At 69.8% G+C, this 26,859-nt stretch carries 26 protein-coding genes; 21 read left to right on the forward strand and 5 right to left on the reverse strand.

The window, feature by feature from the left end:
- Nucleotides 1–429 precede the first annotated feature (429 nt).
- From IF55_RS19365 to IF55_RS19390, 6 genes are all read left to right on the forward strand, one after another.
- Entirely contained in the window at nt 430–2,064 is a 1,635-nt protein-coding gene (locus tag IF55_RS19365) for a peptide ABC transporter substrate-binding protein (RefSeq protein WP_030878208.1), read from the forward strand.
- Nucleotides 2,065–2,199: 135 nt separating this feature from the next.
- Nucleotides 2,200–3,126, forward strand: coding sequence for an ABC transporter permease (locus IF55_RS19370; protein ID WP_030878211.1), 927 nt, complete (start codon nt 2,200–2,202; stop codon nt 3,124–3,126).
- On the forward strand, nt 3,119–4,099 hold the full coding sequence (locus IF55_RS19375; protein ID WP_030878214.1) for an ABC transporter permease: 981 nt from the start codon (nt 3,119–3,121) through the stop codon (nt 4,097–4,099). Before IF55_RS19370 ends, IF55_RS19375 begins: the two co-directional genes overlap by 8 nt.
- Nucleotides 4,100–4,110: 11 nt before the next feature.
- Complete coding sequence (locus tag IF55_RS19380) at nt 4,111–5,163, forward strand: ABC transporter ATP-binding protein (RefSeq protein ID WP_030878217.1); 1,053 nt, start codon at nt 4,111–4,113, stop codon at nt 5,161–5,163.
- Nucleotides 5,156–6,307: an ABC transporter ATP-binding protein gene (locus tag IF55_RS19385; RefSeq protein WP_030878220.1), complete on the forward strand. Its 1,152-nt coding sequence runs from the start codon at nt 5,156–5,158 to the stop codon at nt 6,305–6,307. Before IF55_RS19380 ends, IF55_RS19385 begins: the two co-directional genes overlap by 8 nt.
- A gap of 132 nt (nt 6,308–6,439) precedes the next feature.
- Complete coding sequence (locus tag IF55_RS19390; protein WP_048832190.1) at nt 6,440–7,045, forward strand: isochorismatase family protein; 606 nt, start codon at nt 6,440–6,442, stop codon at nt 7,043–7,045.
- A gap of 28 nt (nt 7,046–7,073) precedes the next feature.
- Here the strand turns inward: IF55_RS19390 and IF55_RS19395 are convergent, their stop codons facing one another.
- Nucleotides 7,074–7,511 carry an ATP-binding protein gene (locus tag IF55_RS19395; protein WP_245661252.1) on the reverse strand — a complete coding sequence of 146 codons (438 nt, stop codon included), beginning with the start codon at nt 7,509–7,511 and terminating at the stop codon, nt 7,074–7,076.
- A 133-nt stretch (nt 7,512–7,644) separates the two neighbouring features.
- On the opposite strand from IF55_RS19395, the gene IF55_RS19400 reads away from it, so the two are divergent.
- Nucleotides 7,645–8,529 (forward strand): helix-turn-helix domain-containing protein, encoded by an 885-nt coding sequence (locus IF55_RS19400; protein ID WP_030878228.1) that lies wholly within the window; start codon nt 7,645–7,647, stop codon nt 8,527–8,529.
- 10 nt (nt 8,530–8,539) lie between these two features.
- Nucleotides 8,540–8,740, forward strand: a complete 201-nt coding sequence (locus tag IF55_RS19405; protein ID WP_030878231.1) for a DUF397 domain-containing protein — start codon at nt 8,540–8,542, stop codon at nt 8,738–8,740.
- An 82-nt stretch (nt 8,741–8,822) separates the two neighbouring features.
- Here IF55_RS19405 and IF55_RS19410 read toward each other — a convergent pair whose 3' ends face one another.
- The gene (locus tag IF55_RS19410; RefSeq protein WP_030878233.1) at nt 8,823–9,281 is read right to left on the reverse strand and encodes a MarR family winged helix-turn-helix transcriptional regulator; all 459 of its coding nucleotides are present in this window, start codon (nt 9,279–9,281) and stop codon (nt 8,823–8,825) included.
- Between the two features lie 39 nt (nt 9,282–9,320).
- Here IF55_RS19410 and IF55_RS19415 point away from each other — a divergent pair, with 39 nt between their 5' ends.
- From IF55_RS19415 to IF55_RS19440, 6 genes are all read left to right on the forward strand, one after another.
- Nucleotides 9,321–10,778: a DHA2 family efflux MFS transporter permease subunit gene (locus IF55_RS19415; RefSeq protein ID WP_157854296.1), complete on the forward strand. Its 1,458-nt coding sequence runs from the start codon at nt 9,321–9,323 to the stop codon at nt 10,776–10,778.
- A gap of 162 nt (nt 10,779–10,940) precedes the next feature.
- Nucleotides 10,941–11,687 (forward strand): phosphotransferase family protein, encoded by a 747-nt coding sequence (locus IF55_RS19420; protein WP_030878239.1) that lies wholly within the window; start codon nt 10,941–10,943, stop codon nt 11,685–11,687.
- A 47-nt stretch (nt 11,688–11,734) separates the two neighbouring features.
- Nucleotides 11,735–12,151 (forward strand): hypothetical protein, encoded by a 417-nt coding sequence (locus IF55_RS19425; RefSeq protein ID WP_030878241.1) that lies wholly within the window; start codon nt 11,735–11,737, stop codon nt 12,149–12,151.
- A gap of 17 nt (nt 12,152–12,168) precedes the next feature.
- Nucleotides 12,169–13,029 (forward strand): GNAT family N-acetyltransferase, encoded by an 861-nt coding sequence (locus IF55_RS19430; RefSeq protein WP_048832231.1) that lies wholly within the window; start codon nt 12,169–12,171, stop codon nt 13,027–13,029.
- A gap of 225 nt (nt 13,030–13,254) precedes the next feature.
- The gene (locus IF55_RS19435; protein ID WP_037963445.1) at nt 13,255–13,602 is read left to right on the forward strand and encodes a transcriptional regulator; all 348 of its coding nucleotides are present in this window, start codon (nt 13,255–13,257) and stop codon (nt 13,600–13,602) included.
- A gap of 261 nt (nt 13,603–13,863) precedes the next feature.
- On the forward strand, nt 13,864–14,628 hold the full coding sequence (locus IF55_RS19440; protein WP_030878250.1) for a GNAT family N-acetyltransferase: 765 nt from the start codon (nt 13,864–13,866) through the stop codon (nt 14,626–14,628).
- A gap of 143 nt (nt 14,629–14,771) precedes the next feature.
- On the opposite strand, the gene IF55_RS19445 is transcribed toward IF55_RS19440, so the two are convergent.
- On the reverse strand, nt 14,772–15,554 hold the full coding sequence (locus tag IF55_RS19445; protein ID WP_030878253.1) for an ABC transporter permease: 783 nt from the start codon (nt 15,552–15,554) through the stop codon (nt 14,772–14,774).
- Nucleotides 15,551–16,792: an ATP-binding cassette domain-containing protein gene (locus tag IF55_RS19450; RefSeq protein WP_078644712.1), complete on the reverse strand. Its 1,242-nt coding sequence runs from the start codon at nt 16,790–16,792 to the stop codon at nt 15,551–15,553. The genes IF55_RS19445 and IF55_RS19450 overlap by 4 nt, the downstream gene beginning before the upstream one ends.
- A gap of 414 nt (nt 16,793–17,206) precedes the next feature.
- Between IF55_RS19450 and IF55_RS19455 the strand changes: the two genes are divergently transcribed.
- From IF55_RS19455 to IF55_RS19480, 6 genes are all read left to right on the forward strand, one after another.
- The gene (locus tag IF55_RS19455) at nt 17,207–18,829 is read left to right on the forward strand and encodes a peptide ABC transporter substrate-binding protein (RefSeq protein ID WP_030878259.1); all 1,623 of its coding nucleotides are present in this window, start codon (nt 17,207–17,209) and stop codon (nt 18,827–18,829) included.
- Nucleotides 18,830–18,902: 73 nt separating this feature from the next.
- The gene (locus tag IF55_RS19460) at nt 18,903–19,826 is read left to right on the forward strand and encodes an ABC transporter permease (protein ID WP_030878260.1); all 924 of its coding nucleotides are present in this window, start codon (nt 18,903–18,905) and stop codon (nt 19,824–19,826) included.
- Entirely contained in the window at nt 19,819–20,796 is a 978-nt protein-coding gene (locus IF55_RS19465; protein WP_030878262.1) for an ABC transporter permease, read from the forward strand. Before IF55_RS19460 ends, IF55_RS19465 begins: the two co-directional genes overlap by 8 nt.
- 134 nt (nt 20,797–20,930) lie before the next feature.
- Nucleotides 20,931–21,926 (forward strand): ABC transporter ATP-binding protein, encoded by a 996-nt coding sequence (locus IF55_RS19470; RefSeq protein WP_030878264.1) that lies wholly within the window; start codon nt 20,931–20,933, stop codon nt 21,924–21,926.
- Nucleotides 21,919–23,103, forward strand: coding sequence for an ABC transporter ATP-binding protein (locus IF55_RS19475; protein WP_078644718.1), 1,185 nt, complete (start codon nt 21,919–21,921; stop codon nt 23,101–23,103). The genes IF55_RS19470 and IF55_RS19475 overlap by 8 nt, the downstream gene beginning before the upstream one ends.
- Before the next feature lie 234 nt (nt 23,104–23,337).
- Nucleotides 23,338–24,804, forward strand: a complete 1,467-nt coding sequence (locus tag IF55_RS19480; protein WP_030878269.1) for an amidase — start codon at nt 23,338–23,340, stop codon at nt 24,802–24,804.
- A gap of 204 nt (nt 24,805–25,008) precedes the next feature.
- Here IF55_RS19480 and IF55_RS19485 read toward each other — a convergent pair whose 3' ends face one another.
- Entirely contained in the window at nt 25,009–25,893 is an 885-nt protein-coding gene (locus IF55_RS19485) for an NmrA family NAD(P)-binding protein (RefSeq protein ID WP_030878272.1), read from the reverse strand.
- 154 nt (nt 25,894–26,047) lie between these two features.
- On the opposite strand from IF55_RS19485, the gene IF55_RS19490 reads away from it, so the two are divergent.
- A complete protein-coding gene (locus tag IF55_RS19490) occupies nt 26,048–26,842 on the forward strand; it encodes a helix-turn-helix transcriptional regulator (RefSeq protein ID WP_078644721.1) in 795 nt (264 codons plus the stop codon).
- Nucleotides 26,843–26,859 lie beyond the last annotated feature (17 nt).

The following is a 26,859-nucleotide window of genomic DNA, read 5'->3' on the forward strand; positions in this document are numbered from 1 at the left end:
TACGGCCGGTGCGTATCGACGGCCCGGCATTCCGCATCACGCGGGGTGCCGGGCCGTCGGCGTGATGGGTGATCATGTGTTCGCCGCGCAAGGGAATTAAGAGTGCGTCGTGTCCGGATAGCGGCGATCACTGTCCGAATGGAGTGCTAACAGTCCGTTTCGCGGTTGTCTGTCTGTGATGCGTTTGTCCGGATATCGGGTCTTCGCGCGTAACTGATGTGACCAAAGCGAGACCCTTTAAGTGTGGTTTACGGGCCGCGCGTACTTAATAGTTGGCTCCATTGGGCTCGGGTCAATGGGTCACGCGCTGTGGGGAGCGCCGACTCACGAGCACACTCGGGGGCTCTCTCAGCGCGGTTGTCAGGGGTGTCAGCCACTGCTTTGGGAGCCCGTTTCATAACGACAGTGGACTCCTGAGGAGGCAAACCCATGCGCGGTGCGAAGAGCGCAGCTTGGGTCGCAGGTGCGATAGCCGTGGCGCTGACCGCGACGGCTTGCGGTGGCGGCAGCAGCAGCAAGGACAGCGCCGGTGGCGCCGTGGACCCGGACGGGGTCTTCAGCTACCAGGGCGTCGAGCCGCAGAACCCGCTCCAGCCGGCCAACGCCAACGAGGTCGGCGGCGGTCGCGTCCTGGACAACCTCTTCCGGGGTCTGACCGAGTTCGACCCGAAGACCGGCGCGCTGAAGATGGCCGCCGCCGAGAAGATCGAGACCAAGGACTCCCAGCACTTCACCGTCACGCTGAAGCCGGGCTGGACCTTCCACAACGGCGAGCCCGTCACCTCCAGCTCGTTCGTCGACGCCTGGAACTGGGGCGCGAACACCAAGAACGCGCAGATCAACAGCTCCTGGTTCGAGGACATCAAGGGCTACGAGGACGTCCACCCGGCCAGCGGCGACCCGAAGACCGACAAGATGTCGGGTCTCCAGGTCAAGGACGACAAGACCTTCACCATCGAGCTGAAGCAGCCGGTCTCGTACTTCCAGTACAAGCTGGGCTACGTGGCGCTCTCGCCGCTGCCCAAGGCGTTCTTCAAGGACCCGAAGGGCTTCGGCCAGAAGCCGGTCGGCAACGGTCCCTACCAGTTCGTGAGCTGGGACCACAACGTCAAGATCACGACGAAGCGCTTCGACAACTACAAGGGTGACGACAAGGCCAAGAACGGCGGCGTCATCTTCAAGGTCTACCCGAAGCCCGAGGCCGCGTACCAGGACATCCTGTCCAACAACCTCGACACGCTGGACCAGGTCGACCCGACCGACCTCAGCAAGTACAAGCAGGACCTCGGCGACCGCGCCATCGACCAGCCGATGGCCGGCACCGTCAACATCGGCTTCGCGATGTACGACGACGCCTGGAAGGGCGTCGACAAGGCCAAGGTCCGCCAGGGCCTGTCGATGGCCATCGACAGGAAGAGCATCGGCGAGAAGGTCCTGCAGGGCTCCCGTGAGCCCGCGACCGGCTTCGTGGCGCCCGGCACCGTCGGCTACCAGAAGAACGACAGCGACGTCTTCAAGTTCAACCCCGACAAGGCGAAGCAGCTCATCAAGGAGGGCGGCGGCGTCCCGGGCAACAAGCTCACCATCCTCTACAACAGCGACGGCGGCCACCAGGGCTGGGTCGACGCGGTGTGCAACTCCATCACCCAGGCCACCGGGATCGCCTGCGACGGCAACCCCAAGCCGGACTTCAAGACCGCCCGTGACCTGATCACGTCCAAGAAGCTCAAGGCCGGCGAGATGTACCGCACCGGCTGGCAGGCGGACTACCCGCACAACGCGAGCTTCCTCGCCGATGTCTTCCGTACCGGGGCGGCCTCCAACGACTCCGGCTACAGCAGCAAGGAGTTCGACGAGATGGCGGACAAGGCCGACAAGGCCAAGACGCCCGAGGAGTCGGCGAAGCTGTACGGCGAGGCGGAGAAGATCCTCGAAAAGGACATGCCGCAGATCCCGCTCTGGTACTACAAGTCGAACGCCGGTTACTCGACGCACGTCAAGAACGTGACCTACGACTGGATCGGCCAGCCGGTCTGGACGCAGGTCGAGGTTCTCAAGAAGTAAGTCCGGCCGGCCAACCGCGCGGCGATGCGCGAACGCCGCCGTTAGCGGTCAGACAGATCGCGCGACTGCCGTCGACTCCCCTGAAGGACAGACAGGGGGGTCGGCGGCAGCCGCGCCGATCGCATTGGAGGAACGATGGGGCGTTATATCCTTCGACGCCTGCTCCAGATGATCCCGGTGTTCATCGGCACCACATTGATCATCTTCTTGATGGTGTACGCGCTGCCCGGCGACCCCGTGAAGGCGCTGTTCGGTGACAAGGCCGCGGACCCGGCCACCGTCCTTCGGCTCAAGCACCAATTCGGCTTGGACAAGCCGCTGCTGGAGCAGTACTGGACGTACCTGACCAACCTGGTCCAGGGCGACCTCGGTACGAGCTTCAGCCAGCGTCCGGTGACGGACATCCTGACGGACGCCATCCCCGTGACCATCCGGCTCTCTCTCGTGGCGTTCGCCATCGAGATCGTGCTCGGCATCGGCCTCGGCATGCTCGCCGGCCTCAAGCGGGGCAAGCTCGTCGACCAGCTCGTCCTCGTCGTCACCCTCGTGGTGATCGCCATTCCGGTCTTCGTGCTCGGCTACGTCGCCCAGTCGGTCCTCGGCAACGAGCTGCATCTGATCGATCCGACGGTCAACGACTCGAACGACCTCAGCCAGCTCCTGCTGCCCGGCATCGTGCTCGCGTCGGTCTCCCTCGCGTACGTCTCGAGACTGACCCGGACGAGCATCGCGGAGAACATCCGCGCGGACTACATCCGCACCGCCATCGCCAAGGGCATGCCCAAGCGCCGCGTGGTCGGCATCCACCTCATGCGCAACTCGCTCATCCCCGTGGTCACCTTCCTCGGTACGGACCTGGGCGCGCTGATGGGCGGCGCCATCGTGACGGAAGGCATCTTCAACGTCCAGGGCATCGGAAATACGCTCTACAGGGCAGTCCTCCAAGCCGACGGCCCGCTCGTGGTCGGCCTCGTCACGTTCCTGGTCGTCGTCTACCTCGTCGCCAGCCTGCTGGTCGACCTGCTCTACGCCGTTCTGGACCCGAGGATTCGCTATGTCTGACACCAGTGGCATCACGAGCCCGAGCCACTCCTCCCCCGCGGGCGACTACGCCGCCAAGGAAGAGGTGGCACGCCAGAGCGGCACCGCCCCGCAGCCGTCGGAGCCCAAGAAGACCCAGGCCAGCAGCCTGTGGGCGAACGCCTGGCGCGATCTGCGCCGGCGGCCCGTCTTCATCGTCTCCGGCATCATCATCGTGCTGCTGATCGTCATCGCGATCGCGCCGTCCCTGTTCACCAGCACCAACCCCAAGCCGGGCGACCTCGCGCACTTCATGCAGAAGCCGAAGCTCGGCCACTTCTTCGAGGCCGACTGGTTCGGCTACGACGGCCAGGGCCGCAGCATCTACGCCCGCGTGATCTACGGCGCCCGCGCCTCGATGACCGTCGGCGTGTTCGCCACGCTCTTCGTGACGGTCGCCGGCGGCCTGATCGGCATCCTCGCCGGCTACTTCGGCGGCTGGGTCGACGCCCTGCTCTCGCGGCTGACCGACATTTTCTTCGGCATCCCGCTGCTGCTCGGCTCGCTCGTCATGCTCCAGGCGTTCACCGGCCGTACGGCGTGGACCGTGGCGCTGGCGCTCGGCGTGCTGGGCTGGACGCAGGTCGCGCGCGTGATGCGCGGCTCCGTGATCACGGTCAAGCAGGCGGACTACGTGCAGGCGGCGCGGGCGCTCGGCGCCGGCAACGGCCGCATCATCTTCAAGCACGTGCTGCCGAACGCCATCGCGCCCGTCATCGTCGTCGCCACCATCGCGCTCGGCATGTACATCTCGGCCGAGGCGACGCTGTCGTACATGGGCATCGGCATCCAGAACGGCATCTCCTGGGGCGCCGACATCTCCACCGCCTCCTCGCAGATCCGCAACTCCCTGCACGTACTCCTCTTCCCGGCGGGCTTCCTGACCGTGACCGTGCTGGCGTTCATCATGCTCGGCGACGCGGTCCGCGACGCCCTCGACCCCAAGCTGCGCTGAGGGAGGCGTACGTGACCACCAACGAAACACCCGCGAACGTCCCCGAGCCGGCCGCCGGCAAGGGCGCTCCGCTGCTCGAAGTCCGCGACCTGCACGTGGAGTTCCACACCCGCGACGGCGTCGTCAACGCGATCAACGGCGTCAACTACTCCGTCTCCGCCGGTGAGACGCTCGCCGTCCTCGGCGAGTCCGGCTCCGGCAAGTCGGTGACCGCGCAGGCGATCATGGGCATCCTCGACATGCCGCCCGGGAAGATCCCGAAGGGCGAGATCTTCTTCCGCGGCGACGACATGCTCCGCATGTCGGACGAGGAGCGGCGCAAGATCCGCGGCAGCAAGCTGGCGATGATCTTCCAGGACGCGCTCTCCGCGCTCAACCCGGTGCTCAGTGTCGGCTACCAGCTCGGCGAGATGTTCCGCGTGCACCAGGGCCTGTCCCGCAAGGACGCCAAGGCCAAGTCCATCGAGCTGATGGACCGGGTGCGCATCCCCGCCGCCAAGGCGCGCGTGAACGACTACCCGCACCAGTTCTCCGGCGGTATGCGCCAGCGCATCATGATCGCGATGGCGCTCGCCCTGGAACCGGACCTGATCATCGCGGACGAGCCCACCACCGCGCTCGACGTGACCGTGCAGGCGCAGATCATGGACCTGCTCGCGGAGCTCCAGCGCGAGTACAACATGGGCCTGATCCTGATCACGCACGACCTGGGCGTCGTCGCGGATGTCGCCGACAAGATCGCGGTGATGTACGCGGGACGGATCGTGGAGAACGCGCCCGTGCACGAGCTGTACAAGCGGCCCGCGCACCCCTACACCCGCGGCCTCCTCGACTCGATCCCGCGCCTGGACCAGAAGGGCCAGGAGCTGTACGCGATCAAGGGCCTGCCGCCCAACCTGCAGCACATCCCGGCCGGCTGCGCCTTCAACCCGCGCTGCACCATGGCGCAGGACGTCTGCCGCACCGACGTGCCCGTACTGCACCAGGTGACGGAGCGGGACGGCGCGGAACTGCCCGGCCGCGGCAGCGCGTGCCACTTCTGGAAGGAGACGATCCATGGCTGAGATGAAGAAGAAGGCCGGGGCCGTGGCCGACTCGACGCCGAGCGTCTCCGACGTGGTCGAGAGCGACGCCAGCACCACCACCGAGGTCGAGGCCGCCCTCGACAAGCGGGTGGCGCGCGGCGAGCCGATCCTCCAGGTACGGAACCTGGTCAAGCACTTCCCGCTGACCCAGGGCATCCTCTTCCGGCGGCAGGTCGGCGCGGTCAAGGCGGTCGACGGGATCTCCTTCGACCTCTACCAGGGCGAGACGCTGGGCATCGTCGGCGAATCCGGCTGCGGCAAGTCCACGGTCGCCAAGCTGCTGATGACCCTGGAGAAGGCCACCGCCGGCGAGGTGTTCTACAAGGGCCAGGACATCACCAAGCTGTCCGGCCGCGCGCTGCACGCCGTGCGTCGCAACATCCAGATGGTCTTCCAGGACCCGTACACCTCGCTCAACCCCCGCATGACGGTCGGCGACATCATCGGGGAGCCGTACGAGATCCACCCGGAGGTCGCCCCCAAGGGCAGCCGCCGCAAGAAGGTGCAGGACCTGCTGGACGTGGTCGGGCTCAACCCCGAGTACATCAACCGCTACCCGCACCAGTTCTCCGGCGGCCAGCGGCAGCGCATCGGCATCGCCCGCGGCCTGGCGCTCAACCCGGAGATCATCATCTGCGACGAGCCCGTCTCGGCGCTGGACGTGTCCGTACAGGCCCAGGTCATCAACCTGATGGAGAAGCTCCAGGACGAGTTCAACCTCTCCTACCTCTTCATCGCGCACGACCTCTCCATCGTCCGGCACATCTCCGACCGGGTCGGCGTGATGTACCTCGGCAAGATGGCCGAGATCGGCAGCGACCAGGAGATCTACGAGCACCCCACGCACCCGTACACGCAGGCGCTGCTCTCCGCCGTCCCCGTGCCGGACCCGGAGGCCCGCGAGGGCCGCGAGCGCATCATCCTGACCGGCGACGTGCCGTCCCCGGCCAACCCGCCGTCGGGCTGCCGCTTCCGCACCCGCTGCTGGAAGGCCGAGGAGAAGTGCTCCAAGGAGGAGCCGCTGCTGGCCATCCCGCAGCGGTTCGCGACGACGGACTCGCTGGCGGCGCACGAATCCGCGTGCCACTTCGCGGAGGAGAAGGACGTGGTGGGCGCGGCGTAGCGCATTGGTCGTCTGATAGGCCGCTCAACGCGGGTGGGGCTTCCCGGATCTACGGTCCGGGAAGCCCCACCCGCGTTTGCGCACCGCGATATCGGGAGGCCGCTCGCGACGGCTTCCGCTTAGGGTGAGGGCATGACGATCACGGAGAACGCCGCGGGGGCAGGGGCCGTGAGCCCGGTGGAGGCGCTGATACTGGTGGACGCCCAGGCGGCGTTCATGACGGGCGACGAGGCGGTACCGGCCGCCGCGGAACTGCTCGTACAGCTCAAGAGCCTCCTCGCGAGGGCCCGCGAGGCCGGCGCGCTGATCGTCCACCTCCAGAACGACGGGGCCCCGGGCACGGTCGACGAGCCGGGGACGCCGGGCTGGGAGCTGTACCTCCCGGTGGAGACCGGCCCGCGGGAGAAGGTCGTCCGCAAGACGGAGGACAACGGCTTCGACGGCACGAACCTCGGCGAACTGCTGACGGGGGAGGGCGTGCGCTCCATGGCCGTCTGCGGCGTCATGTCGGAGATGTGCGTCCTGGCGACGGCCCGCGCCGCCCTGGAAGACGGCTACCGCGTGCTCCTCGCGCACGACGCCCACGCCACGTACGACATTCCGGCGGGCCCGGGCAGCGAGGGCGTACCGGCGGCGACGGCTTCGCGGGTGGCGGAGTGGGCGCTCGGCGACGAGATCGAGATCGTGGCGAACGCGTCGTCGGTGTCGTTCACCGAGCCGACTGCGTCACCTATGTAGCCTGCGTCGTCTACGTCGCCTGCGTCGCCTAAGTCCCGAGGCTGAACCAGACGGCTTTGCCGGGCGAGTCGGGGTCGCCCTCGTGGCTCTGCACCCCCCACGCGTCCGCACACGCCTGTACGAGCCCGAGACCCCGCCCATGCTCGTCCTCTCCGGTCGGCGAGTGCCGTCGCGGCAGCCCGGAGCCGGTGTCCCACACGGCGACCCGCAGATCGTGCGGCACCCAGTCGACGCTGACGTACGCGTCGGTCTTGCTGTAGCGGTACGCGTTGGTGGCCAACTCGGACACCAGCAACTCGGCCGTATCGACGACGCAGTGCAGCCGCGCCGCTTTGAGGATGGCCCGCACGGTGGTCCTGACGATCCCGACCGCGCGAGGGTCGTGCGGGATGAACAGGCCGTAGGACCAGGGTTCGTGGGGGTTGGGTGGCTCGGGGGGCTTGTGGGTCTCATCGGGCATGCGCATGGCAGCCTCCAGTTGAGTGCAGTCTGTGACTGAAGCCATACTTAAGGTAGCGTGCATCGTGTTACGACTACAACCCGCCCGGCGGTAGCGGGAGTTCCGCGCGCGGCAGCGGGTTCGTGAACAGGGAGGGCGTATGGGGCTCAGGAGCAACCCCACCTACCGGCAGCGCCGGTTCGGCGCGGAGGTGCGCAAACTCCGCGAACTGGCCGGACTGTCCGTCGCCGAGGCGGCGGGCCGCCTGGGGATGAAGCCGCCGTACCTCAGCAACGTCGAATCGGGCCGTACGGGCCTCTCGGAGGAACGGCTCCGCATACTCATGCAGGATGCAGGTGGTACGACTAAGCCATTCGCCGATGCCTTAACGGAGTTGGGGCGGAGTTCAGGCAAGGGGTGGTGGAGCGAATATCGCGAAAGGCTGCGTCCCTCCCTCATGGATGTAGCTGAACTCGAAGCGAAGGCCACGGCCATCTTCAACTACGAGCCGATGTTTGTGCCGGGCCTTCTTCAGACGCCGGAGTACGCAACTGCCACCGCCAGGGGCGGATATGCGCGGGCATCGCATCATGAGCAGGACTTGGATGTTGAGTTCCGTATGCGCAGGCAGGGGGTTCTGGAGGGGGACGGGGCACCGCGATTTCACGCGGTTATCCATGAAGCGGCCCTGCACGCCTCGATAGGGGGTCAAGGGGTGATGCGCGGCCAACTCCTCCGGCTGGTGGAGGCGTCGAGGATGCCGAATGTGACCATCCAGGTGCTGCCATTCGACGGGGCGGTGGGCTTCGGAACGTCCTTCACGATGGTCGAGCCGGTAGCTCCGGAACTCAGCACGGTCATCGTGGCGCACGTCGAGAGGTCCCTGTACTTGGGCGACCCCGAGTCTATTGCCAGGTACACGGACTGGTTCGCTAGGCTGCGAGAAGTGGCCCTGCCCTCGCTGGACGCGACAGTCCTGCCGGAGGCGCACGTCGCGAAAGACTCGCTGGGGCTGATTCAGCGGCTCCTGTACCCCCTGCTCTAGGAAGGCGTACATGTCTCAGCTCACGTGGCAGAAGTCCAGTTTCAGCGAGCCAGGTTCCGATACGTGCGTCGAGGTCGCCACTGATCTGTCCGGCGGGGCCCACCTTCGCGAGAGCGACGCCCCGACTCAGGTGATCGCCACCACCCCCGCCGCGCTCCGCGCCCTGCTGCGGGCCGTCAAAGCCGGCACCGTCGGCCGGGGGGCCGTCTAACTGGGCGCCCCAGTTGGCGAACGGTGCCAACTGGGGCGCCCAGTCACGCCCGTACGGCATCGCGCGCCGTATAGAGGCAAGCTCAGTCTGCGGCGGTCGACTCGCCGAGAGCCTTGAGCATCAAGGTGTGCAGGGTCTGCTGTTCCTCGGGGGTGAGCCGTTTCAGGAACTGGTCCGTGACCCGCTGGGAGATCTCCTCGGTGCGTGCGACGGCGCTCCGCCCCTTGTCGGTGAGGGTCAGAACGTGCCGGCGCCGATCCTCCGTGTCGCGTTGGCGGGTGACCTTGCCGGCTTCTTCCAGGCGGTCGAGGAGTTTGACGAGGTCGCTGCGGTCCATGCCGAGCCGGTCGGCGACCTGCTGTTGGGCCAGCTTAACCTTCTCGGTCAGGCAGACCAGGACGTAGTAGTCGCGCGTCGACAGCCCCTCTTCCTGGAGGGCCTCGTCCAACATCCGGATGCCCTGGCGGCGGAGCTGGCCCATGGCGTAGGTGGGCCAGCGCAACAGGGCTTGGGGGCGCTGGGAAGTGGTGGGAGTTGCCATGGGTGCACTTTACCGGGGATTCCGCAGGTTGCATCAATTGTGGGGCGCTCCTACAGTTGGGTCATACCGCAAATAACGAAGAAGCATGTCGCGAGCACGGCCGACTCCGGCCTCACGGAGATCCCGCGCCACGTATGGACGGTGACCTGGGTCGTCGTCTTCGGCGCGTTCATCGCCGCGCTCGACTCGTCCCTGGTCAACGTCGGACTGAACAGCATCGGCAGCGACCTCGCCGCCTCCCTCACCTCGGTGCAGTGGGTGGCCAGCGCCTACCTGCTCGCCCTGGGAGCCGCCCTGCCGGCCTCCGCCTGGCTGGGCCGGCGCCTGGGAACCGGGCGCCTGTGGATGTGGTCCCTCGCCGGATTCGTGGTCGCCTCGGTGCTGTGCGCCGTCTCACCGAACCTGACGGTGCTGGTGATCGCCCGCATCCTGCAAGGCGTCACCGGCGGCCTGCTGGTGCCCGCCGGGCAGTCGGTGATCGGGCAGATCGCCGGGCCCAGCCGGCTCGGCCGCGTGATGAGCACAGCCGGCCTGGCGGTCGTGGTCGCCCCCGCGATCGGCCCCACCCTCGGCGGCCTGCTCATCGACTCCCTGTCGTGGCGCTGGCTGTTCCTGATCAACCTGCCCATCGGCCTGATCGCGCTCGTTCTGGGCTTCAGGTTCCTGCCGCTGGAGGGCGGCGCGAGAACCCCGCTGGACGTGCGGGGCCTGGCGCTGCTCGGCGTCGGCATACCGGCCCTCAGCTACGGGATCATCGAGGCCGGCGCCCCGGGCGGCGGCCACACGGCCCAGGTGATCGCCTCGCTCGCTGTCGGCGTCGCGGCCATCGTCGGCTACGTCCTGAGCAGCCGCCGCAGCGCCGAGCCGATCTTGAGCCTGACCCTGTTCAAGAACCGCGTGTACGCGGCCGCCGGCGTGGCCGTGTTCTTCACCGGGGCCGGACTGTTCGGCGGCGTCATCATCCTGCCGCTGTACTTCCAGGTGCTGCGCGGGCACAGCGTGATGGACACCGGCCTGCTGCTGCTGTCCTTCGGCGCGGGCACCGCGCTGACCATGCGCACCAGCGGCAAGCTGACCGACCGGTACGGCGGCGGCATCGTGGCCACCGCCGGTCTGGCGCTGAGCGCCGTGACGATGCTGCCGTTCGTCTTCATGCCCGCCGACGCCAACATGGTGCTGGTGCAGGTGATCCTGTTCCTGCGCGGCATCGGCATGGGCCTGGCCGGCATGCCGCTGATGTCCGCGGCGTTCGCCACCGCCCCCAAGCGGCTGCTGTCGCACGCCACCGCGGAGATCAACATCCTCCAGCGCGTCGCCGGAGCCCTCGGCAGCGCCATCTTCGTCGCGATCCTCTCCGAGAACGGCACGCCCGGCATCGACGCCTTCCACACCACCTTCCTGTGGCTGACGCTCACCTCCGTCGCCGGAACCGGCATCGCCGCCTGGGTCGCCCTCGAAGGACGACGCGCCGGAGCCGCTTCCCGTTCCGTCGCGTAGCGGGGCGTGGCCGGCCTGCGCGGGGCGACTGAGAGCACGGACGCGGAACCGAACGCCGATGCCGCCGTTTCCGGAGGACCCGGTGGACAGCGCGATCGCACGCGAGAATTCCCGCGACGTCGGCGATCATCACCCGGATACTGGTCGCCCATGGATGAGGTCATGGATGAGGTCAAAGTCGTCGTCGCCCATTCCGAGCGCGCGACGCTGCGCGTGGGCGACGTGTTCCTGAAGGTGGACGCCGATCGGGCGCGCGTCGATGCCGAGGTCGAGGCGATGGCCTTGGCGCCCGTTCCGACTCCGGAGGTCCTGTGGCGAAAGCCGCCGGTACTCGCGATCGCCGCACTCCCGGGGGCCGCGCTCGGCCGCCTCGGTGAGCCGTCGACCGCTTCGCCGGAGGCGTGGGCCGCGGCGGGCGCCGCCATCCGGAAGCTGCACGAGGCGCCGCTGCCGCCTTGGTCCGGGCGGCGCCGCAGGGACCCCGGCGAGCTGGCGGCGGAACTCGACGGCGAGTGCGAGTCGCTCGTGGCGAACGGCGTCCTGTCCGCCGATCTGGTGGCCCGCAACCGCGAAGTCGCCGAGGCCGCGATCCGGCCGTGGACACCGGTGTTCACCCACGGCGACCTCCAGATCGACCACGTCTTCGTCGACGGCGACGAGGTCACCGGCATCATCGACTGGTCCGAGGCGGGCCGGGGCGACGCCCTGTTCGACCTCGCCACCTTCACGCTCGGGCACGAGGAACACCTCGGCGACGTCCTCGCCGGCTACGGCACCGATGTGGACGTCGACGTGATCCGCGCGTGGTGGTCGCTGCGCAGCCTGCTCGGGGTCCGCTGGCTGGTCGAGCACGGCTTCGACGCGTTCGCGCCGGGCTGTGAGGTCGACGTACTGAGAGCCCGGATGTGAGGCCACGCACCGGCCCGTTGTCAGTGGTCGCCAGTATGTTCCCGGGCATGGCGACGATGAGAAGACCCTCCCAGCGGTGGCGCGCAGCGGTTGCCGAGGAGGCACGGGGACTGGCGGCCGGCGAACTGGCGCCGCAGGACGCGAGGTTGGCCCAGTACTACCCCGAGACATTGATCCAGGCCGTGGACGACGCCTTCCGTGCCTACGAGGCCGAGGTGGCGGGGCTGGCCGCCGCGTCGGCGGACGCCGACGTACTGGGGGCGGTCGAGCGCGTGGTGCTCGCGCTCAACGACATCAACGAAGACCCCCAACACGGGAACCCCGGATTCGACACCATCGACCGGGAGAACCTGTGCGAATACATCTACGGCGCGCTCGTCGGACGCGGCATAGACATACCGGCCCTCGCCGCGCGCAATGGCATGGAGCCCTACGAGATCACCGACGAGTGGCGTGACTGGTGACGGATGTGGGGGCGAAGATGGACGAAGCTCACGAGGCTGACAAGGCCGATCGCCGCGGAACGCTGGCCCGGCTTGAGCGGTATTACGACGCCGTACCCCGGTCGGGGGCGCGGGCCGAGGACTTCGGACCGCTGACGCTGTTCGTACGGGAAGGGGACGGGGCCGGGTGGCCGTACTACGCGCGGCCGACGCCGGGCCATCGCGGGCCGGTCACCGCCGCCGACGTGGACCGCGTACGGGCGAGGCAGCGGGAACTGGCGGTGCCGGAGAGCTTCGAGTGGGTCGCGGAGACCACGCCGGGGCTCAGGGCGGCGGTCGAGCAGACCGGGCTGGTGGTCCATGAGCACCCGTTGATGGTGCTCGATCCGACAGCGGCGGCGGCCCCTGCCGCGGCCGGCGAAGCCGACGGCGTGGCGGTGCGGGTCCTGCGGCCGGGGGACCCGGCACTGCCCAGCGCCCTCGCCGTCCCCCACCTGGCGTTCGCCGCTCCCGGTACGGGCGTGGGGGCGGCCGGTGCCGCCGAGTTGGCGGAGCTGGTGCGGAGCCAGGCCGGTGACGGCTCGGTGGAACGGATAACGGACCGCATCCGCGCCGGACTGACCTGCCTGGCGGCGGCCGTGGCCGACGGAGCGGCCCTGTGCGCCGGGCAGCACCAGCCCGTCGGGGACGTCAGCGAGATCGTCGGCGTGGGCACGCTGCCGTCGGCACGCCGCCGCGGGCTGGGACAGAAGGTCACAGAGGTACTGGTGGCCGATGCCCGGTCGCGCGGGGTGGAGACGGTGTTCCTGTCGGCCGGCGACGACGACGTCGCGCGGATGTACGCGCGCCTCGGCTTCCGCCGCATCGGTACGGCGCTGATCGCGGAGCCTGCCGAGTAGTTCGCGTTTCCGTGCTGTTTACGAGGATTGCCCGGCCCCGTACGCCCCCGTGGTTGACTTTCCGTTGCGTAAGCGCGTCGCGCGGCCGGCCGGTCGTCCGCCCGCGGCCGGAAGAACGGGGGAGTGCGTGAGGGACGTGAGGAAACAGCGCACCAGGGGCAGCGGTGAGGCTCCAGACGAGGGGCGCGCCCCGCCCCCGGTACCGCCGCGACGGGGGCAGCCCGCATGAGCGCTGAACCACCCCGGCCCCCGGCCGCCGCCCTCGACGAGGCGTTCCACAACACCACGCGCCTGGCGATCGCGGTGTTCCTGTCGGCGTGCTCGGAGGCGGAGTTCGCGATGGTCCGGGACCACTGCCGGGTCTCCGACGCGGCCCTGAGCAAGGCCGCGTCGACCCTTGAGGCCGCCGCGTACGCCGAGACCCGCCAGGGCTACGTCGACAAGCGCCCCCGAACCTGGCTCTCCCTCACCCCCACCGGCCAACTCGCCCTGACCCAACACGTCACAGCCCTCCAGAACATCGTCGCGGCAGCCCGAGCAGCCAGCCTCAACAACGGCGGCCGCCTGTCCTGACACCCGAGCAAGCGAGCTGAAACGACGCGCCACCGCCGGGCGGCGCGCACCTTCCAGACAGAGGAACGCCGCCCCGGATGCGCGCCCACCACGCCGCTCGGGCAGCACACCGCGCTCATAGGAGGAGGGGCCAGGGCTCGCGGGGCGGGGACGTTGACGGGGGCGGCCGGGTGGTAAATCGGGTGCGTGGTGGGTGGGGGCGTGTTGGGATCGGGGGTTATGAACGCTCCCTTGCTCGGTGACGACGACCTGCCGGACCAGATGGAACAGAACCTGGCGGAACACGCCTGTCATCTGCATCGGAGCATGGCGGGCGCGACCGTCACCGAGACGGGTGACCTGCTGGTCGCCGACAGCGGGCTGAACGACGACACCTTCAACATCGTCGCCGCGGCGCGTTTCAGCACCGCCACCGCCCCGGCGCGTATCAGCGTGACCGCCGCCGCGCTGGCCCGTACCGGGCGGCCCTTCTCCTGGTGGGTCGGGCCCGCGTCGCTGCCGGGGGATCTCGGCGCTCGCCTGGCGGCGGCCGGTCTGCCGGCCTCCGAACGCGAGACGGCCATGTGGGCCGAGCTGGACGACACCCTGCCCCCGCCCGCCGCTCACGGGCTGGACATCCAGCCCGTGACCACGCCCGGACAGCTCGACGACTACGCCGCGGTACTCGCCGCGAACTGGAACCCGCCCGCCGACACCGTCCGCCGCTTCTTCGCCCGAGCCGCCCCGCAGGCGCTGGCCACTGACTGCCCGGCCCGCTATCTCGTCGGGTACGCGGAGGGCCGTCCGGTCTGTTCGGCCGAGGTGTTCCTGCACGCGGGCGTCGCCGGGATCTACAACATTTCCACCCTGGCCGATCACCGACGGCGCGGCTACGGCGGAGCCATCACGCTCGCCGCCCTCCACACGGCCCGCGACCACGGCCACCGCATCGCGGTCCTCCAAGCGTCCCCCGATGGCGAACCCGTCTACCGCCGCCTGGGCTTCCGCTCCTGCGGCCAGTTCACCGAACACGCCATCACCCCCTGATCGCTCCCTGAAGAACCCATGTGCGCGTGGGCTCACCGCCGTGGCCCCTGATTACGCCCTGGTCGCCCCGCCCCGGCCCGGCCCGACCCCTGCCCTCCGCGCTCCCAGGGCCACGCGACGCCCCCGGGCCCCGCCCTCAGCCCTCAGCCCTTCGTGGTGCTGTTGAAGAGGGAGCGGGACCAGACGTAGCCGACGAGAGCGATGGCCGCGCACCAGGCGAGGGATATCCAGGCGCTGTTGCCTATTTCGGTGCCGGAGAGGAGGCCGCGGAGTGTTTCGATCATGGGGGTGAAGGGCTGGTACTCGGCGAACCAGCGCAGCCCCGGCGACATCGAGTCGGCCGGAACGAATGCCGAGCCGAGGAACGGCAGGAACTGGATGAGCAGCGGTTTGTTGCTCGCGGACTCGACGGTCTTGGAGATCAGGCCGAGCGCCACGGAGAGCCAGGTCACCGAGAAGGCGATGGCGGCGAGGAGGCCGGCCGCGGCCAGCCACTCCAGCGGGGTCGCGTCGGACCGGAAGCCGACGGCGAAGGCGACGCCGACGACCGGCACGGCGCTCACCATCGTCTGGACGACGCTCCCCAGGACATGCCCGGTCATGAAGGACGAGCGCGTGATGTTCATGGTGCGGAAGCGGTTGATGATGCCTTCGGTCATGTCCGAACAGACCGCGATCGAGGTGGACATCGAGCCGGCGGCCACGCCCATGATGATGATGCCGGGCGTCAGATAGTTCAGATACGCGTCCCGGCCGCCGCCCATGCCGGCACCGATCGAGTCCCCGAAGGCGTACACGAACAGCAGCAGCATCAGGATCGGCGTCATGGCGCTGCCGAGGCCCACGGACGGATAGCGGATCGCGTGCTTCAAATTTCGCCGCAGCATCGTCATCGAGTCGTGCACGGCATAGGTGAGCGTGCTCATCGCTGGGTCTCCTTCGCGCTGGGCGCGGTGTCGGGGTCGGTTTCGTTGATGCCAGTGCCAGTGCCAGTGCCAGTGCCAGCGCCAGCGCCGGTGCCAGCCCCGGTGGCGGTGCCAGCCCCGGTACTCGGGGCCCTGCCGTTGGCACCGTCGCCGGTCAGGGCGAGGAACACGTCGTCGAGGTCGGGGGTGTGCACGGAGAGGTCGGCGGCGCGGACGCCGGCCCCGTCGAGCCGGTCGAGCAGGGCGCGCAGCGCGTCGAGCCCGCCGTCGCCCGCCACGCGCAGCGCCAACTCCTCGTCGTCGCGGGCCGCTTCGGGGAATGCGGCGGCAGCCCGCCCGTACTCCTCGGGGCCGGTGAACCGCAGGCGCACATGGCTGCCGGGTATCTGGGCCTTGAGCTCGTCGGCGGTGCCCTCGGCGACGATCCGCCCGCCGTCGAGGACCGCTATCCGGTCCGCCAACTGGTCGGCCTCCTCCAGGTATTGCGTGGTGAGGAAGACCGTGACGCCCCCGGCGACCAGCGACCGCACGGTCTCCCACATCGTGCGGCGGCTGCGCGGGTCGAGCCCCGTCGTCGGCTCGTCGAGGAAGATCACCTCGGGGTCGCCGACCAGCGTCATGGCGATGTCGAGGCGGCGCCGCATGCCGCCGGAGAAGAACGCGGCCCGCTTGTGCGCGACGTCCGCGATCTCGAACCGCTCCAGCAACTCCCGGGCCCTGGCGCGCCCTTCGCGCTTGCCCAGGCGCAGCAGGTCGGCCATGAGGAGCAGGTTCTCCTCGGCGGTGAGCAGGTCGTCCAGCGCGGCGAACTGCCCCGTGACGCCGATCGCCGCCCGTACGCCGTCCGGTGCCGTCGCCACGTCGTGCCCCGCCACCTGGGCCTGCCCGCCGTCGGCCGCGATGAGCGTGGACAGGATCTGCACCGTCGTTGTCTTGCCCGCGCCGTTCGGCCCCAGCAGCGCGAACACGGTGCCCGCCGGTATCCGCAGGTCGATCCCGTCGAGGACGGTCTTGTCGCCGTACGACTTCCGCAGGTCGGCGGCGGACACCGCGGCCGGCCGCCGCTCGACGTCCTGCTGCTGGACGGCGAGCCGCTGATCGGCCCGCTGCCGGCTGCCCTGCCGCCGGCCGGCCTGCTGGTGCCGCCGGCCCCTGTCGTGCCCGGACGTGGGCGAGGGGTCGGTAGCGCGCCTGAGCGCGGAGGGGGGTGTGGGCGCGGGCGTGACAGGGGAGGGCATGAGGTCCCGTCCTTCTTCATCGTCGTGGCGTCGCCGCCGATGTCGGTGACGCCATAGTGGCACCATCGTGGCGTCACCCGCAACCCCACCCAAGGGTGAATGTGGACCGCCCACCCCTCGACCCGCTTTGATCTGCGGATTCATCTCGGCTCCACCTTCGCGCCAATGTGGCGCCACGCGGTGCCGTAACCCTTCCGACTCCCTCAGCGGCGCCGCGCGGCACCCAATGGCGCCACCACGGCAGCACACTGGCCCCTCACCGCCCCCGAAAACCGGCCCCACGTCCCCGCCTCACGCGTACGGGGGGTTTCCGCGAGCGATCGCCCACGTACGGCATCCACCAAGATGCAGCGCGTAACCACATGGGGTCTTATTTGGGCCTAAGCGAGTCCTGGGACCCGGAGGAGGCACTTCATGCGCGGAGCCACGCGCGCCAAGTGGGCCGTATGGGTGATGGTCGTCGTCGCCCTGGCCGCGGCGGGCTGCGGGGGCGGCAGGAGCGTGGGAAAGGGCGGGGCCGTACGGGCGTCATGGGGTGATCCGCAGAATCCGCTGGAGCCCGCGAACACCAACGAGGTCCAGGGCGGCAAGGTGCTGGACATGATCTTCCGGGGGCTGAAGCGGTACGACCCGAAGACCGGCGAGGCCGTCGACGTCATCGCCGACCGGATCGAGACCGAGGACCAGCAGCACTTCACCGTCACCATCAAGGACGGCTGGTCCTTCAGCAACGGCGAGAAGGTCACGGCGCACTCCTTCGTGGACGCCTGGAACTACGGGGCGGCGATCGGCAACGAGCAGAAGAACGCGTCCTTCTTCCAGTACATCGACGGCTACGACAAGGTCCACCCGGACTCGGGGAGCCCGAGCGCCAAGACGCTCTCCGGGCTGGCGGTCAAGGACGACCGGACGTTCACGGTCAAGCTCAACCAGAAGTTCTCCACCTGGCCCGACACCCTGGGCTACGCCGCGTTCTCGCCGCTGCCGAAGGCGTTCTTCGACGACCACGACGGCTGGATCAAGAAGCCGATCGGCAACGGCCCGTACACCGTGCGCTCGTACGACAAGGGCACCGTGATGCGGCTCGCCAAGTGGGACGCGTACCCGGGGCCCGACAAGGCCCGGAACAACGGCGTCGAGCTGCGGGTCTACACCGACAACAACACCGCCTACACCGACCTCCAGGCCGGCAACCTCGACCTCGCCGACGACATCCCGGCCCAGCAGCTCAGGAACGTCAAGGCCGACCTGGGCGACCGCTACATCAACCAGCCCGCCGGCATCGTCCAGACGCTGGCCTTCCCGATGTATGACAAGGGGTGGTCCAAGAGCGGCATGGCGAAGGTCCGCAAGGGCCTGTCCATGGCCATCAACCGCAAGCAGATCACCGACGAGATCTTCCAGAAGACCCGGGTCCCGGCCACGGACTGGACCTCGCCGGTGCTCAGGGCCGAGGGCGGCTACAAGCCGGGGCTGTGCGGAAGCGCCTGCTCGTACGACCCCGCCCGGGCGAAGCGGCTGATCGCCGAGGGCGGCGGGCTGCCGGGCGGCAAGGTGACCGTCACCTCCAACGTCGACACGGGCTCGCACCGGGTGTGGATGGACGCGGTCTGCAACAGCATCAACAACGTCCTCGACAGCGAGAAGGCGTGCACGGTCAACCCGATCGGCACGTTCGCGGACTTCCGCAACAAGCTCGGCGGACACCAGATGACCGGCCCCTTCCGGGCCGGCTGGCAGATGGACTACCCCCTCATCCAGGACTTCCTCCAGCCCCTCTACTACACCGACGCCTCCTCCAACGACGGGAAGTTCAGCGACCCGGAGTTCGACCGGCTGGTGGACAAGGCGAACGGCGAAAGCGACAAGGCGAAGGCGGTGTCCGACTTCCAGGACGCGGAGAAGGTGCTCGCCGACCAGATGCCGGTGATCCCGCTCTGGTACCAGAACGGCAGCGCGGGCTACTCCGAGAGCATCAGCAACGTCGCGCTGAACCAGTTCAGCGTCCCGGTCTACAACGAGATCAAGGTCAACTGACCGCAGGCAGCCAGGGGTCCGGCGGGCCGCACCGCCCACCGGGCCATCCCCTCCCACCACCCCCGGAGCCCCCATGGGACGCTATGTGATCCGGCGGCTGCTTCAGATGATCCCGGTGTTCATCGGCAGCACGTTCCTGATCTTCTTCATGGTGTACGCGCTGGGCGACCCCGTCGCCGCCCTCTTCGGCGACAAGGCGCCCGACCCCGCCACCGCCGCCCAGATCCGCAAGGACCTCTACCTCGACGAGCCGCTGTGGAAGCAGTACCTGCACTACATGGGGCAGGTGCTGCAAGGGAACTTCGGCACCGCCTTCAACGGCCAGAAGGTCACCGAGCTGATGGGCACCGCCTTCCCCGTGACGTTGCGGCTCACCCTCGTGGCGATCGTCCTGGAGATGGTCATCGGCATCGTGCTCGGCGTCTTCAGCGGGCTGCGGCGCGGGCGCGCGGTGGACACGACCGTACTGCTGCTGACCCTGATCGTCGTCTCCGTCCCGACGTTCGTCAGCGGCTACCTCCTCCAGTACGTGTTCGGCGTGAAATGGGAGACGGCCGCGGCCTCCGTGGCCCCCGAGGCGCCCCTGGGCGAACTCCTGCTGCCCGGCCTCGTCCTGGCGCTGGTCTCCCTCGCGTACGTGACCCGGCTGACCCGCACCTCGATCGCCGAGAACGCGCGCGCCGACTACGTCCGTACGGCCGTGGCCAAAGGGCTCCCCAGACGCCGGGTGATCATCCGGCATCTGCTGCGGAACTCGCTCATCCCCGTCGTCACCTTCATCGGCACCGACATCGGATCGCTGATGGGCGGCGCCATCGTCACCGAGCGGATCTTCAACATCCACGGCGTCGGCTACCAGCTCTACCAGGGCATCCTGCGGCAGAACTCGCCGACGGTGGTGGGCTTCGTGACCATCCTCGTCATCGTCTTCCTGCTGGCGAACCTGCTCGTGGACCTCCTGTACGCCGTGCTCGACCCGAGGATTCGCTATGCCTGAGCCGTACGTTCCCAAGGAAGCCATCTCGCACGGCGACGGCGCCACCGCCAACCTCGCCATGAGCGAGGCCGAGTCCCTGGAGAAGCCCCCGGGGCCGGGCGGCGGACCCGGTGACCCCTCCCTCAAGGCCCGCAGCCTCTGGTCCGACGCCTGGCACGATCTGCGCCGGAACCCGATCTTCATCATCTCCGCGCTGGTCATCCTCTTCCTGATCGTCATCGCGATCTGGCCGTCGCTGATCGCGAGCGGCAGCCCCTACAAGGCGGACCTCTCCAAGGCGCAGCGCGGCGCCTCGCCCGGCCACCCCTTCGGCTACGACACCCAGGGCCGCGACGTCTACACCCGCGTCGTCTACGGGGCGCGGGCATCGATCACCGTCGGCATCTGCGCCACCGCGGGCGCCGCCCTCCTGGGCAGCGTGCTCGGCGGCCTGGCCGGGTTCTTCGGCGGCTGGTGGGACGCGCTGCTGTCACGGATCGCGGATGTGTTCTTCGGCATCCCGATCATCCTGGGCGGCCTGGTCTTCCTGTCGGTGGTCACCAGCGGCTCGGTCTGGCCGGTGGTCGGCTTCATCGTGCTGCTGGGCTGGCCGCAGATCTCCCGCATCGCGCGCGGCTCGGTGGTGACGATCAAACAGAACGACTTCGTGCAGGCGGCGCGGGCGCTGGGCGCGGGCAACGGGCGGATGCTGCTGCGGCACATCGCGCCGAACGCCGTCGCCCCCGTCATCGTCGTCGCCACCATCGCGCTCGGCACCTACATCGCGCTGGAAGCGACCCTGTCGTTCCTCGGCGTCGGTCTGAAGCCGCCGACCGTCTCCTGGGGCATCGACATCTCCGACGCCGCGACCCGTATCCGCAACGCCCCGCACATGCTGCTGTGGCCGGCCGGCGCGCTGTCCATCACGGTGCTCGCGTTCATCATGCTCGGCGACGCGGTCCGCGACGCCCTCGACCCCAAGCTGCGCTGAGGAGACGGCGGATGACGACATCGGTGGATGGTGGGAACGGTCGTAGCGGAGGGAACGGCGGTCCCGGTGGGGTCGGCGGGACCGGTGGTTCCCGTGGGACCGGTGGTCCCCGTGGGACCGGTGGGACGGGGCCCTTGCTGGATGTACGCGACCTCCAGGTCGAGTTCCGTACGCGGGACGGCATCGCCAAGGCCGTCAACGGCGTCTCCTACAGCGTCGACGCGGGCGAGACCCTGGCCGTGCTGGGCGAGTCCGGGTCGGGCAAGTCGGTGACCGCGCAGGCCGTGATGGGCATCCTCGACTCGCCGCCCGGGTTCGTCACGGGCGGCGAAGTGCTCTTCAAGGGCGAGGACCTGCTCACCATGGGGCGCGAGGCGCGCCGCAAGGTACGCGGCGCCAAGATGGCGATGATCTTCCAGGACGCGCTCTCCGCGCTGAACCCCGTGGTCTCGGTGGGCGCCCAGCTCGGCGAGATGTACGAGGTGCACCGGGGGATGTCCCGCAAGGCGGCGCGGGCGAAGGCCGTCGAGCTGATGGAGCGGGTGCGCATCCCGGCCGCGCACCAGCGGGTCGGGGACTATCCGCACCAGTTCTCCGGCGGTATGCGCCAGCGCATCATGATCGCGATGGCGCTGGCGCTCCAGCCGGACCTGATCATCGCGGACGAGCCGACCACCGCGCTCGACGTGACCGTGCAGGCCCAGGTGATGGACCTGCTCGCGGAGCTGCAACGCGAGTACAACATGGGGCTGATCCTGATCACGCACGACCTGGGCGTGGTCGCGGATGTCGCCGACAAGATCGCGGTGATGTACGCGGGCCGGATCGTGGAGACCGCGCCCGTCCACGAGTTGTACAAACGGCCGGCCCACCCGTACACCCGCGGCCTGCTCGACTCGATTCCCCGGCTCGACCAGAAGGGCCAGGAGCTGTACGCGATCAAGGGCCTGCCGCCCAACCTCGTCGCGATCCCGCCCGGCTGCCCCTTCAACCCGCGCTGCCCGCGCGTCCAGGACGTCTGCCGTACGGACCGGCCGCCGCTGTACGAGGTCGCCGAGGACGACGGCACGCCACTGCCCGGCCGCACCAGCGCCTGCCACTTCTGGAAGGACGAGCTCGCCGATGCCTGAGCAGACCGTGGAGAAGGAAACGGCGGCCCCGGCGCGTACCGAGCCGATCCTCGAAGTGCGCGACCTCGCCAAGCTGTACCCGCTGACGCGCGGCATCCTGATGAAGAAGCAGGTCGGGGCGGTACGAGCGGTCGACACCGTCTCCTTCGGGCTGGCCCGCGGCGAGACGCTGGGCATCGTCGGCGAATCCGGCTGCGGCAAGTCCACCGTCGCGAAACTGCTGGTCAACCTGGAACGGCCGACGAGCGGCCAGATCTTCTACAAGGGCGAGGACATCACCCGGCTCTCCGGGCGCGCGCTCAAAGCCGTACGGCGCAACATCCAGATGGTGTTCCAGGACCCGTACACCTCGCTCAACCCCCGGATGACGGTCGGCGACATCATCGGCGAGCCGTACGAGATCCACCCGGAGGTGGCCCCGAAGGGCGACCGGCGGCGCAAGGTGCGGGAACTGCTGGACGTGGTCGGCCTCAACCCCGAGTACATCAACCGCTATCCGCACCAGTTCTCCGGCGGCCAGCGGCAGCGCATCGGCATCGCCCGCGGGCTGGCGCTGCGCCCCGAGGTGATCGTCGCCGACGAGCCCGTCTCGGCGCTGGACGTGTCCGTACAGGCGCAGGTCGTCAACCTCCTGGAGCAGCTCCAGGACGAGTTCGACCTGTCCTATGTCTTCATCGCGCACGACCTGTCCGTGGTGCGGCACATCTCCGACCGGGTGGCGGTGATGTATCTCGGGCGGCTGGCGGAGATCGGCACCGAGGACCAGATCTACGAGCACCCGACCCACCCGTACACCCAGGCGCTGTTGTCGGCCGTACCCGTGCCGAACCCGGAGGCGCGGGAGCGGCGTGAGCGGATTCTGCTCACCGGCGATGTGCCGTCCCCCGCCAACCCGCCGTCCGGCTGCCGGTTCCGCACCCGGTGCTGGAAGGCGGAGGCGGTGTGCGCCGAGAAGGTGCCCGCGCTGGCGGTGCCGGAGTGGTTCCGGGAGGCCGGCGGTCCGGCGGCGCACCCGTCCGCGTGCCACTTCGCGGAGGAGCGGCGGATCGTGGATACGGGGCGGGGCGGGGGTGGGGAAGCCGGTGGGTCGAAGCGGCCCGCCGGGCCGGCCGGATCGGGGGGAAGCGGTGGTTCGGGGCGGTCGGGGGCCTCGGCGGAGCCGCCGGCCGATGGCTAGCAGCTTGCCGGTCGGTGGTCGGCCGCTGGGCAGCCGGTGGTCGGCCGGTGAGTGGCTTCGGGCCGCTGATGAGTGGCCTTCGGGCCGCCGATCAGTGGCCTTCGGGGCGTTGACGAGCGGCTTCGGGCTGGTCGGGCGGGTGTGACGTTCCCGACGCGGGACGATCGGGGGCCGGTTCCGCGCCTATCGTGATCTCGCTGTACGGACAGCGGTACCGCGGGAAGGTGAATGGCGATGAGCGAGCACGAGATCTACTACCGGGACGCGACCGAACTCGCGGAACTCATCGCGGAACGGCAGGTCTCCGCGGTCGAGGTGGTCCGTGCCCACCTGGACCGCGTCGAATCGGTCAACCCGCGGCTCAACGCCGTCGTGACGGTCGCCGCCGAGCAGGCCCTCGACGCGGCGGGCGCCGCCGACCGGGCGATCGCGGCGGGCGAGGCGACCGGCCCGCTGCACGGCGTCCCGTTCACGGTCAAGGACTCGCTGGACGCGGCGGGGACGGCGGCGACGCGCGGCTCGACGCTGTTCCGCGACCGGGTGCCGACGCGGGACGCGACGGCGGTGGCCCGGTTCCGGCAGGCCGGCGGGGTCCTGCTGGCCAAGACGAACCTGCCGGAGTTCTCCTACTGGACCGAGACGGACAACCCGCTCGTCGGCAGGGCCCACAACCCCTGGAACGGCGAGCGGACCCCGGGCGGCTCCAGCGGCGGCGAGTCGGCCGCGATCGCCGCCGGGATGTCGCCGCTCGGTCTCGGCAGCGACGTCGCCATCTCGGTACGGGGCCCCGCCCACGACACCGGCATCGTCGCCCTGAAGGCGACCCGCGGGCGGATTCCGGTCACCGGGCACTGGCCCGAGGTCCCCGGCCGCTACTGGCACGTCGGCCCGATGGCGCGCAGCGTCCGGGACATCGCGACCGCGCTGAAGGTGCTCGCGGGACCGGACGGCGTCGACGGCTACGTACGGCAGGTGCCGCTCGACGCCGATCGGCGGGACGGGTGGCGGGAAGATGGGGGAGCCGGCGGGCGGGACGGCCTTCCGAGCGGGTTGGCCGGGCTGCGGGTGGGGTGGGCGACCGAACCCGCCTTCGGGCCGGTGGACCGCGAGGTCGCGGCCACGGTCACGGCCGCCGCCGACGCCCTGCGGACGCTGGGCTGCACCGTCGAGCCGGCCGAGGCGAACGGTCTGGCCGGGCTCGCGGACATCGACGCCACCGCGCTGAGCGCCGTGCTGTTCACCGCCGAGATCGTGCCGTACTTCCGACGCGCCGCCGCCGGCCACGAGTCCGAACTGCACGGCGTCATCCAGCGGACGCTCGCCGCCCCGGACGTCACGATGGCCGACTACATCGACGCGCAGCACCAGGTCGAGCGGCTCAGCTCGCTGTTCGCCGGGTACTTCGAGCGCTACGACGTGCTGCTGTGCCCCGTCTGCCCCATCCCCGCGCCGCCGCACGCCCTCTCCAAGTTCGACGTCGACGGGGTCACCGTCCCGGCGCGCGGCATCATGCGCGCGACCGTTCCGTTCAACCTCACGGGACTGCCCGCGCTGTCGCTGCCGTTCGGGTCGAGCGGCGAGGGGCTGCCGATCGGCGTGCAGCTCGTCTCGCGCTGGTACGACGAGGGGACCCTGCTGCGGCTCGGCGCCGCGCTCGAAGGGATCAGCCCGGTGCGGGGGCTCCGGCCCGAGCTGGGGTGACGGGGCGGGGGCTGTCGGTGGGCCGGGGCGCGTGGGCGGTCGGCCGTACGTACTCGGCCGGGCTCAGGCGCTCGACCGGCTGTACGTGCGCGGCCTGGCGTACGTACCGTGCCGACGCGTTGGCGTACGTACCGTGCTGGCGCCTTGGCGTACGTACCGTGCCGACGCGCCTTGGCTTACGTATCGTGCCGGCGCCCTGGCGCCCTACGACGGCGCGTCCGTGAGCCGCAGCCGTAGCGTGTCGTACGCCCAGGCGGCGAGCGTGGTCGGGGTGGTGGTGCGGACGGTGCGGGGCTGCTCGGGCACGAAGTCCTCGCGGAGGCCGGTGGACATGCCCAGCACGGCTTCCACCAGCCCGTCCGTCATCCCGGCCTGCCGGAGCAGACCCCGCATGGCGTCGTCGGAGATCCGCTCGGCGCGGACCGGGCGGCCGGTGGCGGCCGTCAGGATGCCGGCGACCTGCCGCCAGGTGAGGTCGGCGGGCCCGTGGACGGCCTGGACGCGCCGCCCGGACCAGTCGGAGGCGAGCAGCCGGGCGGCGGCGACTTCGGCGATATCGCGGGGCGCGACCCATGCCATGGGCAGGTCGAGCGGGAGGATGACCTGGAGGACGCCCGCGCGCAGGGCGTCGAGTTGGAGTTCGAGGTTGGTGAAGAAGTAGCCGCAGCGCAGGTGGGTGACATCGATGCCGAGACCGTCCAGGGCGGTCTCGGTGTGCGCCAGGCCGTCGATCTCCCCCGCGCCCGTCCGCTTCTCGGCGCCGACGCTGCTCTGGAAGACGACGCGGCCGATGCCGTTGTCGGTGACGGCCCGGACCACGCTGCCGGTGGCGCGGGCGTAGTCGGCGAGCGGGTCCGCGCCCTCGGAGGGCGGGTCCACCCAGAACAGCGCGTCGACGCCCTCGGTGGCCGCCGCCACCGACGCGGCGTCGTACTGGTCGACGCGCACGGCGTCCACCTCGTCCCGGATCTCGGGGGAGAGCCGGCCGGGTTCGCGCAGCAGAACGCGCGGCCGGACCCCGGCCCGTACGAGCGCGGTGACGACGTGGCGGCCGACGTTGCCGGTGGGGGTGGTGACGGCGATACGCATGAATTCCTCGCGATCGGTGTTAACGGCGTCAGAGTGCAAATGGCTCAGTGCAAATGGCTCAGTGCGGATGGCGTCAGGGCGGGGAGCTTTCGGCGATTCAGGCTAGGAGCAGAGGCGGCCCGAAACTGTCCGCCTCTCCGGGAAGGCTGGACGCATGGAACTCGACCCGACGATCAGAACCCTGACCCTGCTGACCCTCTTGCAGTCCGGCGGCGAATGGACCGCCGCCGAGCTGGCCGAACGGCTGGGTACGAGCGCCCGTACCGTACGGCGCGACGCGCAGCGGCTCCGCCGGCTCGGGTACACCGTGGAGGCCCGGCCGGGCCCGGGCAGCGCGTACCGGCTGCGCCCCGGAGTCAAGATCCCGCCGCTGCTCTTCACGGCCGACGAGATCACCGCGCTGGTGGCCGGGCTGCGTCTGATCCGCGCCTGGCTCCCGCAGGAGACGGTCGCGTCGAGCGCGCTGCTCAAGCTCGACCAGGTGCTGCCGCGGCCGCTGCGCCGCCGCGCGGCCGCGACGGATCTCGCGACCGAGGTGTTGCAGCAGCCCGGCGCGGCGGTCGAGGCGGCGACGGTCGGGGTGCTCGCCGACGCGGTCGCCGGGGACGGCCGGGTGCGGTTCCACTACGTCGACCAGCACGACCGGCCGTCGGTCCGGCTGGTCGAGCCGTACCGCCATTTCCTGCGCGCCGGACAGTGGTATTTGGTGGCCTTCGATGTCGACCGGGACGACTGGCGTACTTTCCGCCTCGACCGCATCACCGATATCTCAGCGGTGGAGGGCGTTTACGAGCCGCACGAATTTCCCGACGAGTCCATTGAGCACTGGCTGACCACCGACTTCGGGCGCGCGCCGGAGAGTCCGCCGGGCCGCTCGGGCCCGTGCCCGTTCGGTGGCTCCGGCCCGTGCCCGTCCGACGGCTCTGGCCCGTGCCCGCCCGGCCGCTGATCGGCTTGCCCGCTCGG

It is taken from the genome of Streptomyces varsoviensis, from assembly GCF_000718635.1.
GTDB classification, from domain to species: Bacteria; Actinomycetota; Actinomycetes; order Streptomycetales; family Streptomycetaceae; genus Streptomyces; species Streptomyces varsoviensis.